This is a genomic window from Actinoplanes sp. CA-051413, from assembly GCF_050955795.1.
GTDB lineage: Bacteria > Actinomycetota > Actinomycetes > Mycobacteriales > Micromonosporaceae > Actinoplanes.
Map to the genome: position 1 here is coordinate 7,049,339 of NZ_CP192100.1, position 18,162 is coordinate 7,067,500.

10 protein-coding genes and 2 rRNA genes (1 of these 12 running past the window's edge) are annotated in these 18,162 nt (G+C 71.3%); 7 read left to right on the forward strand and 5 right to left on the reverse strand.

Annotated elements, in window-relative coordinates; translation table 11 throughout:
* Positions 1–459: 459 nt before the first annotated feature.
* Genes ACQP2Y_RS33120 through ACQP2Y_RS33145 form a run of 6 tightly spaced genes read left to right on the forward strand, consistent with a single transcriptional unit; the run spans position 460 to position 10,361 of the window.
* The gene (locus ACQP2Y_RS33120) at positions 460–3,819 is read left to right on the forward strand and encodes an FtsW/RodA/SpoVE family cell cycle protein (protein WP_433719679.1); all 3,360 of its coding nucleotides are present in this window, start codon (positions 460–462) and stop codon (positions 3,817–3,819) included.
* The gene (locus ACQP2Y_RS33125) at positions 3,816–4,637 is read left to right on the forward strand and encodes a hypothetical protein (RefSeq protein ID WP_433719682.1); all 822 of its coding nucleotides are present in this window, start codon (positions 3,816–3,818) and stop codon (positions 4,635–4,637) included. The genes ACQP2Y_RS33120 and ACQP2Y_RS33125 overlap by 4 nt, the downstream gene beginning before the upstream one ends.
* A complete protein-coding gene (locus ACQP2Y_RS33130) occupies positions 4,630–6,036 on the forward strand; it encodes a hypothetical protein (RefSeq protein WP_433719685.1) in 1,407 nt (468 codons plus the stop codon). The genes ACQP2Y_RS33125 and ACQP2Y_RS33130 overlap by 8 nt, the downstream gene beginning before the upstream one ends.
* A gap of 1 nt (position 6,037) precedes the next feature.
* Entirely contained in the window at positions 6,038–6,313 is a 276-nt protein-coding gene (locus ACQP2Y_RS33135) for a hypothetical protein (protein WP_433719688.1), read from the forward strand.
* On the forward strand, positions 6,313–8,100 hold the full coding sequence (locus tag ACQP2Y_RS33140; protein WP_433719691.1) for a hypothetical protein: 1,788 nt from the start codon (positions 6,313–6,315) through the stop codon (positions 8,098–8,100). The genes ACQP2Y_RS33135 and ACQP2Y_RS33140 overlap by 1 nt, the downstream gene beginning before the upstream one ends.
* Complete coding sequence (locus ACQP2Y_RS33145) at positions 8,097–10,361, forward strand: hypothetical protein (protein WP_433719693.1); 2,265 nt, start codon at positions 8,097–8,099, stop codon at positions 10,359–10,361. Before ACQP2Y_RS33140 ends, ACQP2Y_RS33145 begins: the two co-directional genes overlap by 4 nt.
* 40 nt (positions 10,362–10,401) lie before the next feature.
* On the opposite strand, the gene ACQP2Y_RS33150 is transcribed toward ACQP2Y_RS33145, so the two are convergent.
* From ACQP2Y_RS33150 to ACQP2Y_RS33160, 3 genes are all read right to left on the reverse strand, one after another.
* Positions 10,402–11,874 (reverse strand): DUF4407 domain-containing protein, encoded by a 1,473-nt coding sequence (locus ACQP2Y_RS33150; protein WP_433719695.1) that lies wholly within the window; start codon positions 11,872–11,874, stop codon positions 10,402–10,404.
* A 139-nt stretch (positions 11,875–12,013) separates the two neighbouring features.
* A complete protein-coding gene (locus ACQP2Y_RS33155) occupies positions 12,014–12,991 on the reverse strand; it encodes an HAD-IIA family hydrolase (protein WP_433719698.1) in 978 nt (325 codons plus the stop codon).
* On the reverse strand, positions 12,988–13,887 hold the full coding sequence (locus ACQP2Y_RS33160; protein ID WP_433719700.1) for a Replicase polyprotein 1ab: 900 nt from the start codon (positions 13,885–13,887) through the stop codon (positions 12,988–12,990). Before ACQP2Y_RS33160 ends, ACQP2Y_RS33155 begins: the two co-directional genes overlap by 4 nt.
* 18 nt (positions 13,888–13,905) lie before the next feature.
* On the opposite strand from ACQP2Y_RS33160, the gene ACQP2Y_RS33165 reads away from it, so the two are divergent.
* On the forward strand, positions 13,906–16,089 hold the full coding sequence (locus tag ACQP2Y_RS33165) for a hypothetical protein (RefSeq protein ID WP_433719702.1): 2,184 nt from the start codon (positions 13,906–13,908) through the stop codon (positions 16,087–16,089).
* 144 nt (positions 16,090–16,233) lie between these two features.
* On the opposite strand, the gene rrf is transcribed toward ACQP2Y_RS33165, so the two are convergent.
* Together rrf and ACQP2Y_RS33175 are read right to left on the reverse strand one after the other, a co-directional pair.
* Positions 16,234–16,350, reverse strand: a 5S ribosomal RNA gene (rrf, locus tag ACQP2Y_RS33170).
* A gap of 126 nt (positions 16,351–16,476) precedes the next feature.
* A 23S ribosomal RNA gene (locus ACQP2Y_RS33175) occupies positions 16,477–18,162 on the reverse strand (it continues 1,427 nt past the right edge of the window).

The following is an 18,162-nucleotide window of genomic DNA, read 5'->3' on the forward strand; positions in this document are numbered from 1 at the left end:
TGAATGCGCGACGCATTTCGGATGCGTAGCAAACGCTCTGCCGCGGCACGCATTATCGCCGGGGTTCCGCCGCATCGGACCCACCGAATGGCCGTCATCCACCCGGGTGAAGCTCACCGGAATTCCCTCCGGACCACCATCCCGGAGCGTTTCTCTCATTAGCCACCCGAGCCGGACCCCTCCACCCGCCCGACCTGCACCGCGCCGCCGATCCCTGGCCACGCAACAGCCGTAAGGCCGACCACCTACCACGATCCAAGGCCCGCCCGCTCCAGCCTTTCCGCTTACCCCGGTCGTGGCTCATCACCCTTCCGAGCGCACCCCGGGCCATTCGGCCGTTTACGTGATCGGCCGCCGCTGGCTTACCTTTTGTATCCCCGGCTGCGTCGTCCGCACGGTTCCGGAGGGAATTCCCGCTGAGCTGAGATACCCGGGCGGAGGTGTCAGCACATCGTCATCGTGGATCTTGTCACCGGGCCGGCTCTCGGCACCCTTGTTGTTCTTTCCGGTCTTCTCTGGGGCGTTGCCGGCGCCGCCCGGTGGATGTTGCGGCCTGAGGTTGTCCGGGGCCGGGGGCTGCGGGACTGGCCCGCGCTCGCCCTCTTCGTCCCGCACATGCTCGTGGCCCTGCCGTTCCTGCTGGCCGGTGCGCCGTACCCGTTCTGGGTCGTGGCCGTGGTCGCTGCCGTTGCCGGGCTGGGGCACGCCGGGCTGCGGATGGGCGGGCGGCTGTCCGACGACGGCCGGGTCTTCAGCGTCTCCGGGCCCCTGCTGGCCGTACTCGTCGTCTCGACGCTGCTGCTGGAGTTCGGCGCGCTGCTCGTGGTCCGGCTTGCCGTGGTTCCTGATCCGGGCGGTACGTTCGCCAGCGGTTTCGCCTCCGACGCCCTGCGGCAGGCGTGGTCGGCGCTGGGTCAGCCGGCGCTCGGGATCGCCGTCGTGCTCGGACTTGTCGCCTGGCTGAGCCGGTCCGCCGGCAGCAGAGCTCAGCGGGCACGCCGGGCCGTCAACTGGACCACCCGCACCGACAGCCTGGAACACATCCACTCCGCCGCCCTGTCCGCGACGCTCGCCGGCGTTGTTCTCCTGCCGTTCGTCCTGCCACTGTTCTTCGGCTCCGGATCGGTCGCGCTCACTGCCGGGCCGGTCGCCACCCCCGAGTACGGGAAACTTCTCCTGCTCGCCGCCCTGGCTTTCGTGGTGGCCCGGGACAGCTTCCGGTTCCGGGCCGTCAGTGTCCTCGACACGTGGCGGGACATCCGCGACGGCGCCGGCAGCGTGTGGCGGGGCTCCACCTTGCGCGCGCTGTATCGCGCCGGGCGTTTCCTCGGTTTGCCGCTTGCCCTGTTCGGGCTGGTCGCCGTGGCCAGCGGGTTGCGGCATGACTTCGGCACCGTGGTGCCCGCCGCGCTGATGACGCTCGGCGTGACCTGGGCCGCCACCCGGCGCAACGTGGAGCAGGACCGGGGCGGGGACCCCGGCCGGGCCGGGTGGGCGGTAAGGATGCTGTCCGCGTACCGGATCTTCATTGCTCTTGCCGTGCTTTGCATCGTCGGGTCCGTGAGCCTTTTCAGCACCGACTACGTCGGGGAGCGGGGCCGGGTCTGGAACGATCCCTGGGTCTTCCGCTGGGACGCGCCCTGCATGGCCGTCGACGCGCGCACGGAGTCCGGCCCGGCGGTCCCGGCCGGTCAGGTGCCCTGCCGGCGGTCGCTGGCCGCCGATGTGGAGAGTGAGCGGTCGCAGGTCGCGCGGGCGATCGCGGCCACCGCCGACGGCGGGCTCTGGGGGCGCGGGCTGCGCGACACGGCCGCCGGGGCGGTCACCGCCGGGACCACCGACTTCGTGCTGGCCGTCGTCTGGAACAAACTCGGCGGGCTGGTCGTCATCGCCGTCGGGCTGCTGGTGGTCCTGCTCGGCGCCGGACTGGTACGGGCCAACGCGCCCCCGCCCGGCTACGGACGCCCGCCGGTGGCCATGCTGTTCGGCGCCGGGCTGGGCGCGATGATCGTCGGCCAGTTCCTGTTCGTCCTCGCCGCGACCGCCAACCTGGTGCCGCACACCGGCATCCCGGCACCGTTCCTGTCCCGCGGCGGGCAGTCGACGCTCACGGTCGCGCTCGGCATCATCCTGACCCTGCTGGCCGCCCGCACCTCAGCAAACCGCGCAACGCGAACGACCAACCCGGCCACCCAAAGCCGGCCAGCACCCGGGACCGGAGCCGGACCGGGAGCCCTGGCCGGAGCCGCAGCGGGAGCCGGGACAGAGCCCGCCGAGCCGGCCCGCGTCGGCACATCGCTCGTCACGGTCGGTGCGATGGTCGCCGTCGTGGCGGGTCTGACCCTCGTCCCCTACTCGGCGCCACGGCTCGCCGGTCTCCAATTGCCGGCTGTCTACGACCCGCATCGCGTCACGTGCCTAGCCCGTACCGCTGATCGCGCCGGACTCACCGCCCCGGCGCCCGACCCGGCAGCCTGCTCGACCGACCTCATCGCCCAGGCCCGCACCCGGGTCGAGCTGCGCTTCGGCGACCGGCCCGGTTTTGTCCTCGACCGCACCGGCGACGGCTGGCAGCCGGCGCCCGCGAGCCGGCCGGCCGGACTGACCCCGGCGGATCTGACCGGCCTCATCCGCGTCGCCGGCGGCCCGGCAGGGATCGTGGAACGCAGCTATCCCGCCGTGATCTCCGGTACCGCCGGGCCTGGTCTCGGGGACCGGCTGCTGCCCCCACCGGCCGGCGGCCGCGTCGACGGCCAGGTCCGCCTCACGCTCGATCCCGGGTGGCAGCACGCCGCGGCCGAGGCACTGCGCGGTGGCACCCCTGCCGGCATCGTCGTCCTGGACGCCACCACCGGCGACGTGCTCGTCAGCGCCAGCACTCCGGTCGCGCCCACGAAGGTCAAGCCTCCTCGCGCCGAGGCCGCGGCCGCCGGGAAGTTCGCCGCTTCGCACAACTACTACGTGCGTCCGGATCCGGCGGGGCAGCTCGCGGACGGCCGGCCCGATCCGTGGTGCCCGCGGCGCAGCCGGGACGACATCGGTCAGGACGCGTGCTGGCGCTGGTCGCACGCCCCGCGACCGGCTCCCGCCGCCGACGCGGACGCGCAGGTCAACCGGGGCTTCGGCCGCCGCTACGGGCTCGGTTCCGCGTTCGACGTGGTGGTGGCCGCGGCCTACCTGGACAGCGACCGCGCCGGCGAGCCGCCGGCCGGTGACGACTGCCCGGGTACGGAGGTGCCCGACGCCCTCGCCGCCTCCTGCCACGACATGTTCGTCGCGCTCGCGGGCCGTCTGGGCTGGTCCGCGATCGCCGCCCAGGCCCAACGTTTCGGGCTGCAGACCGGCGACTGCCCCGCGAACGATCCGTGGCCGGCCGGTCGTCTCGTCGGCACCGCCGCCTCCTGTGTGCCCACGGTGGACGGTCTGGACGCGTACGCCGGGGAGTCGGCGCAGCTGGCCGGCACCCCGCTGGCTCTGGCGGCGGTCATGGCCGCGGTCGCCAACGGCGGCCGGGCCGTGCACCCGCGGCTGATCAGCAGCGTCACCGATCCGGCCACCGGCCGCACCACGCCGGTGGCCGCCGTCGACCCGGAACAGGCACTCAGCGCGGAGACGAGCCGGCGGCTGCGGGCGGCGACGGCCCGCGGCAACAACGGCGTTTTCGCAGGTCAGAACTCGTGGGCCGGCGGGTTCCTGGACACACCCCGCGGGCCCCTCGGCTACGCGGTCGTCGTGGAGGCGGGCGACGACGCCGGGGGCGGCCTGCGGGCCCGGCAGCTCGCCGCGGCGATGGGCACAGCGATCGGAGAGACCCGATGAGTACGGCCGACGCCCGCTTCGAACGGGCTGTCCTCGATGCGTTCCGGCGCGCGGTCGGGCGCTATTGCACGATCGTCAACGCGGGTGGCCTGGACCCGGGCTCGTTGCGGATCTCGGTGTCCGTGCTGACCCGGACCCCGATGAGCCGGGAGTTCGGCGGCAAGGTGCACCGGATCGTCCACCAGCACATCGACGCGCAGCTGCCCCGGGCCCGGGTCGTCTCGGTCGGTTTCGCCGTCGACCCCGCGCTGCCCGACCCCGGCCACGAGTTCCTCATCCAGCCCCCGGCCCTGCCCGCCCCGAAGCAGACGCCGCCCCCGGCCCAGCCCAGGCCGAAGCAGACGCCGCCGGCCCAGCCCAGGCCGAAGCAGACGCCGCCGGCCCAGCCCAGGCCGAAACAGACCCTGCCCCTGACCAGCACAGACCCGCCGCCGGTCGTCCCGCCCGCGACCGCGCATCTGACCTTGCGGTACGGGGCCGACTTCCGCTGGGTCTGTCACCTGGCCTCCGCCCCGGGCTGGGTGCCCCTGGGCCGCTGGACCGGCCGCGCCGGGCCCGACGCCTCGGTACGCCTGCCCGAGTACGCCACCTTCCTGCCCCGCGGCGAGCTGCTGTACCTGCGCCACGACGGCCACCGCGTCGAGTTCGCCCGGTCCCGGATCCGGCCCGACTACCTGGTCACGATCGACGGCACCCCGCTGCACCCGGACGGCCGGCTGATCCAGGCCGGGCCGGCCGGCTCGATCGGTTACACGGACGGCACCGCGTCGTCCACCCTGCTCGACTACCACCTCGCCTGGGAGGGCGGCCATGGCTGATCCGGACGAACCCGCGATGGTCATCGACCTCAGCGGGCCGCAGTGGCAGGTGCTGCTGACCGTCGCCCCGCCCAGCGGGCGGGAACGCAAGAGCGTCGACTTCGACGTGCCGCCGATCGGGGGCGGTGCGACCGGTCAGCTGCGGCGCATCCACACGCAGGTCATCTTCACCACCGCGAAGAACGAGCGGAACGGCTGGCCGGACTGGCATGTGAAGATCTACGGCTGCGCGGACCTCGGTGACGCCGAGGCGCTGCGCCAGCACCTGCACGAGCAGGCGACGGCGTTGCAGCGGGCCAACCGCTACCTCGGGGGTACGGACCGCCGTACCCCGGTCGAGCCGCCCTGGGCGGTGGTGCCGGTGCAGGTGGTCCGCGGTGACGGCCAGCTCGAACAGCTCTCCGGCGCGGTCACCACCCGGCTCGGCACCCCGTCCGATCAGATCGTCGCGCAGCTGCACCGCCGGTTGCCGTCGTGGATCGGCGAGGGCGCCCGCCCCGACCTCTACCTGCTGGCCGTCTCCCCGCAGATCGACCTGTTGCGCTGGGAGCCGGTACGGCGCTGGCCCGGCACCGAGCACCTGGGCGACTTCCGGCTGCTCGCCGCCGGCCTGGACCAGCTGCACCAGCTCAAGTGGGCGCACTGCGACATCAAGCCGGAGAACGTCTGCTGGTGCGCCAACCAGGACAGCAGCGGTTACGTGCTGATCGACACGGACGCCGCCACCCAGGCCGACCCGCCGCCGGCCGTCCTGCGCGGCACCGAACTCTACGAGTACGGCGGCATCCGTCGCATGCGGCACGACACCGCCCGCGGCTGGAACCTCACGCCCGGCCTGCTCTACGCCCAGGACCGCTTCGGTTTCCTGATCGTGGTGCTGTGTGCGCTCGCCGGCCGGCACTGGGTGGAACACACGCTGCTGCACACGGATCCCGACAACCCGGCGCAGCGCGTGGCGGACAGCGAGGAGGCGGTGCTGAAGGCGCTGCGGGAGCACTGGGCCGATCCCCGCTGGGAGCCGTTGATCGTCGTGCTGGCCGAGCCGTTCGGCACCGGGCCGCGCGGGCAGATCGCCATCGAGTCGTCGCATCCGTGGGCGCAGTCCTGGCTGACCGAGGTGTTCGCGGCCGAGCAGCGTTGCGCGGACGAGCCGGCTCCGGTCGCGGCGGGCACCCGTACCGACCTGGTGTACGCGTTCGCCGGCGCCATCGAGCAGATCCGCGCGTACGCCCAGCACGGTCCGGCCACGCGGCCCGAGCGGGTGCACCGGGCGTACGACGCGATCGGCCGCCAGGCGCAAGCGGTGGCACTGCGCCGGGCCGCGCTCTGGTTGTCGATCTGGGTGGTCGGTTGCGTCGTCGCCGGGGCGGCGCTGGGAGTTCTGGCGGGCGGGGGATGACGTGAACCGTTCATGGCGTGAGGCGTTGCGGCAGCGGGTGGCCCGGCAGTGCGGCGAGCCCGACGAGCACTTCGCCGGGTACGGCCACAAGTTCGGCGACTGGATCGACGCCGCGCCCGGCGCCGGGCAGCCGGCGTTCGTGGAGGTCGAGGCCGGCGTGGCCGGTTACCTCGGGGTGGCCGCGCGGACCGGGAGCCGCTGGGGCACCACCGCCGGCCTGGTGCTGGGCAGCGGCGCGGCCGTGCTGTCGTTCCTGGTCGTCTGGATGGCCGGCTGATGCGCTGGTCGAAGCCGCCCCCGCCGCCGGAGGACCCGACCAGCCGCTTCGGCAGCACCTGCCCGGTGTGCCGGCAGCTGCTCGGTGCCGCCCAGCCGCCGCTGGACCCGGAGACCGGCCGGTTCATGATGCCGCCGTCGTTCCGGCTCGAGGTCGGCGCGCCCGACGGCCGCAACGGGATGCCGTGGCGGGTGACGATGCTGGCCGGCAACTACCGCCCGGCGGAGTCCTTGGATCCCGCCTTCAACCAGCACGAGGTCGACTTCGTCTACCTGCTCTGCGGCGGCGGGCACATCTTCCCCGACGCCACGCCCGTCTTCCGGGCCGGTCCGGCCCGCCGTCCGGACGAGGCCCGCCAGAACATCGACGAGTGGAACATGGTCGCGGCCATGGGCGCGCCGGCCAGCGGCAAGACGTACCTGCTGGTCCGGACGCTGAAGCAGAACCTCGACAACCTGACCCGGTGGGACGCCCAGGACGATCCGGGCCGGATCCGGCTGCGCAAGCTCAGCCCGCTGGAGGAACTGCCGCTGACCTCGCGGATCAGCAAGTACAACGACACCCGGCAGACCGGGGAGGCGATCCAGCCCACCGGTACGGACGGCCAGGCCACCCCGGCCGGCATGCTCCAGGACCAGCTGCGGGACGCGCTCGCGGCGATCCAGGAGCTCGTCCGGCGTACGGTCGTCGACGGCGAACGCCGCGCCCAGCAGTGGGGCAAGCAGTTCCGCCAGCCGCTGGTGGTACGCACCGACAGCGCCGGCCGGCGCACCTGGACCGGGGTGGCCGACCTGCCCGGTGAGTTGTTCGACGAGCACGGCACCAACCGCCGCGAGGCCGGGATGCTGCGCTCGTTCGACGCGCTGCTCTGGGTCGTCGACCCGGCGGTGGCCCCGAACGCGCCCGAGTGGATGGCGACGGAGTCGGTCGCCGAGGAGCGGCTGCTGCTCGACGGCAGCCTGCGGCCCGGCACGGTCAAGGCGTCCGGCGCCGACATCGTGCGCGGCAACCGCGAGTCCATCCAGGACGACATCGGGTTGCAGATCACCATGGTCGACGGGCTGTTCGCGACCAACGAGGGCCGGCCGTTGCAGATGCTGGTGGCGATCAGCAAGTGCGACCTGATCCGCGCGGCGCTGGAGAAGCCCGGCCTCGACCTGCGTGACATCGGCGCACCCGGCGAGGTCGAACGCGGCACGGCGACCTATCTGTCCGTCGCGATGGACCGCTGGTCGCGCGGCGCGGGTGCCGATCCGGGCGCCACCCAGCTGCTGACCTACATCTGGGGCGCGCACAACCCCGAACCCGCCGTACGGCAGCGCCGCGCCGTGCAGGTGGCGCGCGGGCTGCTGGACCACTTCTCGCAGCCCGAGGAGTTCTGGAAGCTGGTGCACGTCGGCACCGACAACGAGGTCAGCATCCCGCGCGGGGACATGACCAGCGAGGTGCCGCAGCACGTCCGGGTCCCCTCGATCGACGAGCATCTCGACAGCGCCCTGCAGCCCGGTTCCGGCGCCCTGATCCTGCTGCGGGACCTGATCATGTCGGCGGTCGGCTGCGGGCTCGCGTACGGCCTCGGCCAGCAGAGCGCCCTGTTCCGGATGCACCGCGAACCGTGGATCACCCTGCGGTTCTTCCTGTGCTCGCCGCTGGCCACCGTACCGATCGCGGTGGACGACATCCGGCTCAAGCCGCTCAACCCGCGCGACCGTTTCCCCCGCGTCGACGACCGCGCCGCCGCACTGACCCAACTCCTGCTGGCCGTTCTTGGGAGGGCTCGTAGATGACCGACGGCATGATCATGGTGCAGTGGGCCGACCTGACCGGCCGGGGCTTCAGCCCGCACGACGTGGGCCCGGCGGCGCCCCGCGAATACTGGGCCGCCGCCGAACGGCTGCTGCAGGCGGATCTGAGCCAGCCGCCCGAGGGCATTCGCTCGACGGACGGCCATCCGGTGTGGACGCTGCGCCGCGTCGCCGTGCAGGGCCGCCGCCTGTGGTGCTTCGTCGTGCAGGGCCGCCGGGGGCCGTTCGGGGTCGCCGGCACCTGCCGCTTCGCGTTCGCGGCCGAGGGCATGTCAGCCCTGGACGCCTGGACCGCCGGCACCGAGCTCGCCGCGGAGGACCGGCCGGCGCTCCCGGACGACGAGCGCTTCCAGACCGTCGTGATGCAGGTGCTCGGCGGCATCGTGACCCGGCAGGCCGCCGTCCCGGTGGACGGCGACCCGGCGCAGATCGCGGCGATCATCCCGGCTGTTCTGCGCGTGCTGCCCGAACGCGAGCTGCGCACCTGGTCCTGGTCGACGTGCATGCTGCAACGCCCGGACTCCCCCGAGCTGCGGGTCGTGGCCGGCGGCTGGCCGGCGGACTTCCGCCGCCAGGAACCGCACCGGGCGGACAGCATCGACCAGTGGTTCCGCCGCGGCCCGGTGACCGAGGAGGAGATCAAGACCAGGCTGGGCACTGCTGCCGTACGGCGGGGTTTCGAGTACCTGGTGCACTACGCCGCGACGGGTAAACGCCCCGACCCCGATCTGTTGCGGGGCGAGCTCACCCTCGACGAGATGCTGGTCGAGCTGGGCCACGCCAATCACGTACCGGAGTGGCACGACGTGCCGTCCATGATGCAGACGCCCGGCGGTCGCCGGCGGCTGGCCGAGGGCCACCTGCCGCTGGTCACGGAGTGGGCCGGCAAGGAGCCGGTGGAGGCGGTCCGCGTGTTGCGGGAGGAGCTGAGTGCGCCGCTGGAGCAGGCCCTGCTCACCGGCGTGGTCCGGGCGCAGGACGACCGGCCGGACAACATCCTGGGCCTGCCCACCGCGGACCGGCCGGAGCTGACGGCCTGGCACGAGCGGCTGGCCACCCTGCTGCTGAGCGCCTATCCGCAGCCCAAGCGCCTGCGGTCGGTCACCGAGGGCTGGATCGCCCGCTCCGGCGTGCTGTGCGACCTGAAGGACCGGGTCGCCGCCCGCGCGTGGCTCAAGCGGCTGGGCCTCACCACGCAGGCCGACAGCGAGTACTTCCCGCCGGACGCGGGCATCGTCGTCGGCGAGCTCAACGAGCATCTGGTCTACACCCAGGCCGCGCACGACGAGGTGGTCCTGGCAGCCAAACCGCTGCGGTTCCTGGGCTCCCTGACCAAGCAGTTGCAGCCGCTGCCCAGCCAGGCCGTGGGGACCATGCTGTGGCTGTCGGCCATGGAGACACCGCGGGCGGGCACGGAACCGGACGTGCTCCAGCGGCTCGCGCGGGACCTCACCCGTACTGCCCTGCAGGGCCGCTGCGACGAGCAGTGGATCGACACCATGCTCGACACCGTGCAGCAGCAGCTCGCGGGCGGCCGCTCGACCCGGTTGCAGCGCATGATGTACGGCGCCCTGGAAGCCCTGCTGGAGCTCGATCCGGAGGCGCCCCGCACGAGCTCCCTCGTGCAGCGCTGCCGGGTCATCGGCTATGACAACAACGCCTCGTCCCAGGTCGCCACCGCGCTGAAGCTGGCCACCAGCGGACCAGCACCGGCGACCCAGCCGCTGGCCTGGGGCCAGGACACTGGCAGTTTCAAAACCATCTCCCCGCGCGCGCCGGGACGGCAGGGCAGGGGTCTGCGGCAGCGGTTCGCCGGCCGGGGACCCGTGTATCTCGCTGGGAGTGTTGTCGCCGTCACGGTGCTCGTCTCCGCCGGCGCGTTCATCGCCACCCGTACCGACGGGGCCGCGCCCGTGCCGCCGCAGCCGACCCGGGCGGCACCGGCGCCGACGAGACCCGTCCGCCTGCCACCGAAGACGATCGATCTGCCGCCACTCGCGCCCGGATCCCGCACCGACGACGAGCAGAAGTTCCGCCAGCAGTTCGACCAGACCCGGCCACCGGGCGCTGTCCCGGTCGGGGTCACGCTCGTGGACTACGGCAACGACCTGAGCCGGGCGGATGACCTGGCGAAGGCGCTCCAGCGATCCTCGGATCTGATGGACGTACCGTTCCAGCTGGTTGATGCCCGCGAAAGCTCACCCGGCGGCAAGTTGGTCGCCACTGTCTACTTCAGCCGCTGAGACGCAGAAGGGGAGAGCCGCCCGGCTCTCCCCCCTCACGTCACTTAAAGCGCCACCTCGGCATCGTGGCGTCGGTGTCGCCCTCGGCCTCCGGATCGGGCACGGCCACCGACGTCCCCGGGTTCGCCGGCCGGGTGGCCGACTCGTCCGCCGGCCAGTCGTTGTAGCCGGTCCGGTCCGGCTTGACCCGGCGCGGGCCCGGAAAACGCAGCGTACGGCGGGTAGCCGTCTCAGTCGCCGGAGCGCCATTCAGCCGGTGCAGTTCCTCACCGTGCCACCGGTCCAGCTCCCGCTTACGGATCTCGGTCTCCACCTGCGTCTCCCGGCCGGCGGTCTCCTTGCGGATCTGCTCCTGCCGCAACGCCCGCGCCTCGAGCTCCTGACGTTCCTGCTCCCGCTCGAACTCGATCCGCGTCCGCGCCGCCTCCACGTCACTCTTCTCCGCGGTGGCCAGGATCTCGTCGTACGCGGTCGGCGGTCCGATGTTCAGCAGGAACTTGGTCAGCACCGGCAGGATCTCGATCGCGGTGATGAACAGCAGCAGCGTCAGGTACGCCGTCTTCAGCGTGGTGTTGCTGTCCGTGATCTGGCTCAGCGCCTCCAGCTGGGCGAGCAGGCCCCGGTCGTTGCCGCTGTCGATCAGGTAGCGGTCCTCCTCGGCCTGCTTCTGGCTCTTGAGCCGGGCCAGCTCCGCTTCCTTGGTGGCCAGCTCGGTCTGCGCGGTCGCCTGTTCCTTGGTGCTCGTGGACGCCTGCCGCTGCGCGGCGGCACTCCGGGACCGTTCCAGCTTCTCCTTGGCGGCGTCCCGCTGCTCCCGCAACTCACCGGCGGCCCGCAGCTTCGTCTTGTACGCCGGCCCGCCACCCTTCTGCTTGGTGCCGTCGGAGCCGTCGAACTCGGCGATCGCCTTGGCCCGCGCCTCGCTGTACCGCTTCTCCAGCGCGTCGTACTCGGCCTGGTCCCGCTTGACCTCCGGGTCCTGGCCGACCAGGTCCTGCACCAGCGAACCGGCCGCGACCTGCTGGAGCTTGGTGACCTCGGCCTGCAGCGCGGGGATGACGGCGAAGCGCGTGTCGGACCGCAGCTTCTGCTCGTAGGTGTTGCGTTCGACCTGCTGGGTGATGGTGAGCTGGGCCTGGATCTCCCGCTGGAAGATCCACAACACCAGCGGCGTCGAGACCACGGCGCCGATGACCAGCGCCAGCAGGATCCGCGGTACGAGCGTGGCGAGGTTCTGCCACCACAGCTCACGCCGGCCCGCCGCGGCCACCAGCCAGCGGTCCAGGTTGGCGATGGCCAGCGCCCACAGGACTCCGATGAGGACGGAGACGGCCAGCGGGGCCCGTACCCCGGTGTGCAGGGCGAAGCCCGCGGAGAGCCCGGCCATCGCCGCCGTGGTCAGCACGACGCCGCCCAGCCCGGAGTATTTGCGTTTCTCGCGGGGGCTCCGCGAGAGGGTGTCGGGGTCGGCGCCGGAGAGCCAGATCAGCAGCCCCCGCCGCGGGGAATTCATGTCCTTGTGCGCGCTTGCAGCCACTGACTGTCGACTCCCGTCGGACTCTGGGAGTCCACTATCTCCGGCTGCCCCGGACACGGAAATCCCCCGTAGGCGTGGTGCCCACGGGGGATCAACGACAGTTCACGAGCAGCGGTTACAGACCCCAGGCGGCGAAGAGCTCCCGGGCCGCGTCCGAGCCGGCCTGCGCCTTGCCGCCGTCCCAGACGAAGCCGGTCAGCAACCGCAACGCGTCGACCGGATCACCGGAGCCGTCGAGCTTGCCGTCGACCAGCCGCCAGCCGCCGAGCTCGTCAGTGCCGGCAGCGAGCCGTGCCGCGGGCGCCGGACCGAACAGACCGGACAGGTCTGCCGCCACGAACGTCGGCCGCCGCTCCGGCGGGGCCGAAAGCAGCTCCGCCGGCCCGCTGACACCGGTCAGCACCAGCAGACTGTCCATGCCTGCGCCGACCGCGCCCTCGATGTCGGTGTCGAGCCGATCGCCGACGGCGAGTGGCCGCTGCGACTTCGACAGCGACGCCGCGGTCTCGAACAACGCCGGCGCCGGCTTGCCCACCACCACATCAGGCTCGCGGTTCAGCGCGGTCCGCAGCACCGACACCAGCGAACCGTTGCCCGGCAGCGGGCCACGCGGGCTCGGCAGGGTGCGGTCGGTGTTGGTCGCCATCCACAGCGCCCCGGCGCGAACCGCGAGGGAAGCCTCGGCCAGCACCTTCCAGCCGACGTCCGGGCCGTAACCCTGCACGACGGCCACCGGCTCGTCCTCGAACCGCTCGACCGGAACCAGCCCGGCATCGCGAACCTCGGCCCGCAACGCCTCCGCCCCGACAACGAGCACCGGGGCGCCGGCGGGCAGCCGCTGGGCCAGCAGGGCGGCCGCCGCACCGGCCGAGGTCAGCACCTCGTCGGCGGCGGCGGAAACCCCCATACCGGTGAGCAGCGCGGCGACATCGGGGGCCCGCCGCGACGCGTTGTTGGTCGCGTACGCGATGGCCGTGCCGGCCGAGCGCAGCCGCTCGACTGCCTCAGCTGCCCCGTCGATCGGCTTGTCGATCAGGTAGATGACGCCGTCCAGGTCAAAGATGACCAGGTCGTACGCGTCAACCAGGCTCACGCCTCCGGCTCCTTGTCGCCCTTCGCCGGGCGCTCGCCGTCGATCTCGCCGGTCTGGTCCTTGTCCTCCGCCGCCTCTTCCTCGTCCTTCGCCGCCTCGCCGGTGACCTCGACGTCGGTGGCCTTGGCCTCCGCGTCCTCACCGGTGATCGCGCTGTCGGCGGTCTTGGCCTCCGGCTCGGCGGTCTTGGCCTCCGTCACCTGGTCTTCGTCGATGCCGGCGTCGACGTCCTCGACCAGGTCGTCGTCCTCGTCGTCCTCGTCGTCCTCGTCGCCGTCATCTTCGTCGTCCTCGTCGGCGAACGCCTCGTCGCGGTATTCCTCATCCGCTTCGTCGGCGTCCGTCTCCGCCGCGGCGGCCGGGGTCTCGACGGGCTGGTCGTCGTCGTCCTCGGGCTCGTCGCCCTCGATCGTGACGCCGTCCAGCTCGAGCAGCCGCTCGGCCGCGTCGGTCAGGTTGTCCTCGTCGGCGGCCGCGGCCCGGGCGAACCACTCCCGGGCCTCGTCCCGCCGGCCGGCAGCGAGCAGCGCGTCGGCGTAGGCGTACCGCAGGCGGACCGCCCACTCGGCGTCCTCGTCAGCGGTCAGCTCCCGAACCTGCAACATCGCCACAGCGGCGTCATGCTGACCGAGGTCACCACGGGCGCCGGCGGCCACGATGAGCAGCTCGATCGCGCCCGCCTTGTCGAGGGTGTCCTTGTCCGCACCACGGAACAGATCAATCGCCCGTTCCGGCCGGCCCAGGGCCCGCTCACAGTCGGCCAGCTCGGCCAGGTGCGTCTGCCGCCCCGTCATCCGGTGGTACGTGCGCAGCTCGGCAATCGCGGTGGTCCAGTCCCCCACGGCGTACGCGGCAAGCCCGACGGCCTCCCGCACCACAGCGATCCGCGAAGCCATCCGCCGCGCGGCGATGGCGTGCTGAAGCGCCAGCTCCGAATCCTCGTCAATGATCTGACCGGCGGCCACGAGATGCCGCGCGACCAGGTCGGCGGTGTCCCGGGACAGGCTCAGCAGCTCGGCGCGAACCTCCTTGTCGAGATCCGTCGCGACAACGTCCTCAGGCAGCTCAGGCGCCCGGAACGCGGGCTGCTGCAGATCAGGCTGCTCGAAGCCACGCTCACCCCGAGGCCCACGGTCATCCCGAGGCTCGCGATCGTCCCGGGGTGCCCTGTCGTCACGGGTCGACCGGTCGTCGCGGGGTGCCCTGTCGTCACGGGCCGGGCGGTCGTTGCGGAAGCTGCGGTCGTCGCGCGGGCCGCGGTCGTCACGAGGCGCCCGGTCCGGGCGAGGGCCGCGGTCGTCGCGGGGTGCGCGGTCGTCGCGAGGTGCGCGGTCGCGGAAGCCGCCGTCGCGGGGGCCGCGGTCGCCGGCGGGACGGTCGCCACCGCGGTATCCGCCGCGGTCGCCGCCACCCTGGTAGCCGCCGCCCTGCGGACGGTCACCGCCGCTGCGGAAACCACCGCGGTCACCGCCCTGGGGACGGTCTCCCTGCGGACGGTCGCCCTGGGGACGGTCGCCTCGGTAGCCGCCGTCGGGGCGGTTGCCCGGCCGGTCGCCACCGCGGTAGCCGCCACGGTCGCCGCCACCCTGGTAGCCGCCACGGTCGCCGCCACCCTGGTAGCCGCCACGGTCGCCGCTCTGGGGACGGTCGCCCCGGTAGCCGCCACCGGAACCACCCTGGAAGCTGCTGCGCGGGCCGCTGTCGGAGCGGTCGCCACCGCGGTAGCCACCCCGATCGCCGCCACCCTGATAGCCGCCCCGGTCGCCACCACCCTGGTAACCACCACGGTCACGGTCACCGCCGCGGAAGCCACCACCCTGCGGACGGTCGCCACCACTGCGGAAGCCGCCGCGGTCACCGCCCTGGGGACGGTCACCCTGCGGACGGTCGCCACCGCTGCGATAGCCGCCCCGGTCGCCGCCACCCTGGTAGCCACCACGGTCACGGTCGCCACCGCGGAAGCCACCACCCTGCGGACGGTCACCGCCACTGCGGAACCCGCCCCGGTCGCCGCCACCCTGGTATCCACCACGGTCGCCGCCCTGGGGCCGGTCGCCACCGCTACGGAAACCGCCGCGGTCGCCGCCACCCTGGGATCCACCACGGTCACGGTCTCCGCCACGGAAGCCACCACTCTGCGGGCGATCGCCGCCACTGCGGAAACCTCCGCGGTCGCCGCCCCGGTCGCTACCGCCCTGGTAACCGCCACGGTCACGGTCACCGCCACGGAAGCCGCCACCCTGGGGACGGTCGCCGCCGCTGCGGAAGCCGCCACTCTGGGGACGGTCGCCGCCGCCACGGAAGCCGCCACTCTGGGGACGGTCGCCGCCGCTGCGGAAGCCGCCGCGGTCGCCGCCACCCTGGTAGCCGCCACTCTGCGGGCGGTCCCCGCCGCTGCGGTAACCACCGGACGAGCCACCCCGGTCGCCGCCACCCTGGTACCCGCCACGGTCACGGTCACCGCCACGGAAGCCACCACCCTGCGGACGATCGCCGCCACTGCGGAAACCGCCACCCTGCGGACGATCACCACCGCTACGGAAGCCACCGCCCTGGGGACGATCGCCGCCGCTACGGAAGCCGCCACTCTGGGGACGGTCGCCGCCGCTGCGGAAGCCGCCGCGGTCGCCGCCACCCTGGTAGCCGCCACCCTGCGGGCGGTCCCCGCCGCTGCGGTAACCACCGGACGAGCCACCCCGGTCACCGCCACCCTGGTAACCACCGGACGAGCCACCCCGGTCACCGCCACCCTGGTAACCACCACGGTCACGGTCACCGCCACGGAAGCCACCGCGGTCGCCGCCGCCGGACGAACCTCCCCGGTCGCGGTCGCCGCCTCGGAAGCCGCCCCGGTCACCGCCGGCCCGGAAGCCACCTTCGCGGCGCGGGCCGCCTCGGTCTCCCCGGTCACCGCGGGGGTTCGCGCCGGAGCCTCCGTCGCGACCGCGGCCGTCCCGGCCTTCGTCGTCGCGGTTGCTGGAGCCGCCGTCCTGCGGTCCTGGGTTCACGGGTCAAGTCCTTCCAAGTTCGGCGAGGCCCTCACAACATCGGCGGGGCCGCCGGAGCACATCAAGTACGGAGCAGATCACTACGGGTAGTACAAGGTCGTTCAGGTGCCGGCCCAGCCATCAAGCCGCGGGGGCGCGGGTCGAGCGCGCGTCCACCCAACGCTACTAGGGCCCTGACGCACAAAAGCAGTCGAGGGCCAACCCCTATGGGGAAGGCCCTCGACTGTACGTTGAGTCCGGCGGCGTCCTACTCTCCCACACCCTCCCGAGTGCAGTACCATCGGCGCTGGAGGGCTTAGCTTCCGGGTTCGGAATGAGACCGGGCGTTTCCCCTCCGCTATAACCACCGAAACAGCTATCAGCGACACAACACTCCCTGCACCCCCAGAACCAAACCAACGTTCGGCTTGTTCCCTGGGGTGGGGTGGTTGTTTGCTGTGAATCACACAGTGGACGCGGTCGAACATCAAGTTTGGTGTAGTTAAGCCCTCGGCCTATTAGTACCGGTCGACTGAACCTATTACTAGGCTTACATCTCCGGCCTATCAACCCAGTCGTCTAGCTGGGAGCCTTACCCACTCAAGGTGGTGGGATACCTCATCTCGAAGCGAGCTTCCCGCTTAGATGCTTTCAGCGGTTATCCCTTCCGAACGTAGCCAACCAGCCGTGCCCCTGGCGGGACAACTGGCACACCAGAGGTTCGTCCGTCCCGGTCCTCTCGTACTAGGGACAGCCCTTCTCAAGTATCCAACGCGCACGGCGGATAGGGACCGAACTGTCTCACGACGTTCTAAACCCAGCTCGCGTACCGCTTTAATGGGCGAACAGCCCAACCCTTGGGACCTGCTACAGCCCCAGGATGCGACGAGCCGACATCGAGGTGCCAAACCATCCCGTCGATATGGACTCTTGGGGAAGATCAGCCTGTTATCCCCGGGGTACCTTTTATCCGTTGAGCGACACCGCTTCCACTCGCAAGTGCCGGATCACTAGTCCCGACTTTCGTCCCTGCTCGACCTGTCAGTCTCACAGTCAAGCTCCCTTGTGTACTTACACTCAACACCTGATTGCCAACCAGGCTGAGGGAACCTTTGGGCGCCTCCGTTACCTTTTAGGAGGCAACCGCCCCAGTTAAACTACCCACCAGACACTGTCCCTCGACCCGATCAGGGCCGCAAGTTAGATACCCAAATCCAACAGAGTGGTATTTCAAGATTGCCTCCACCCGAACTGGCGTCCGGACTTCACAGGCTCCCACCTATCCTACACAATTACATTCGGATACCAATGTCAAGCTATAGTAAAGGTCCCGGGGTCTTTCCGTCCTGCCGCGCGTAACGAGCATCTTTACTCGTACTGCAATTTCGCCGGGCCTGTGGTTGAGACAGTGGGGAAGTCGTTACGCCATTCGTGCAGGTCGGAACTTACCCGACAAGGAATTTCGCTACCTTAGGATGGTTATAGTTACCACCGCCGTTTACTGGCGCTTAAGTTCTCCGCCTCGCCCCGAAAGGCTAACAGGTCCCCTTAACGTTCCAGCACCGGGCAGGCGTCAGTCCATATACATCGTCTTACGACTTGGCATGGACCTGTGTTTTTAGTAAACAGTCGCTTCCCCCTGCTCTCTGCGGCCATACCACGCTCCACCCGCAAGGGGCTTCACGCGTCCGGCCCCCCTTCTCCCTAAGTTACGGGGGCAATTTGCCGAGTTCCTTAACCACAGTTCGCCCGTCGCCTCGGTATTCTCTACCTGACCACCTGTGTCGGTTTGGGGTACGGGCCGCTCGGAACATCGCTAGAGGCTTTTCTCGGCAGCATAGGATCACTGACTTCACCTGAATCGGCTCGGCATCACGTCTCAGCCTCATGTGTCACGGATTTGCCTATGACACGGCCTACACGCTTACCCCGGCACAACCACCGGCCGGGATCAGCTACCTTCCTGCGTCACCCCATCGCTAAACTACTACCTGCCAGGTTCCCAGACTCCACACCCTTGACCCGAAAGTCGCCGGCGCTTCGCGTGGTTAGCACAACAAGGTTCGTCTTGGGCGCTCCTTTGCGGGTACGGGAATATCAACCCGTTATCCATCGACTACGCCTCTCGGCCTCGCCTTAGGCCCCGACTCACCCAGGGCGGATTAGCCTGGCCCTGGAACCCTT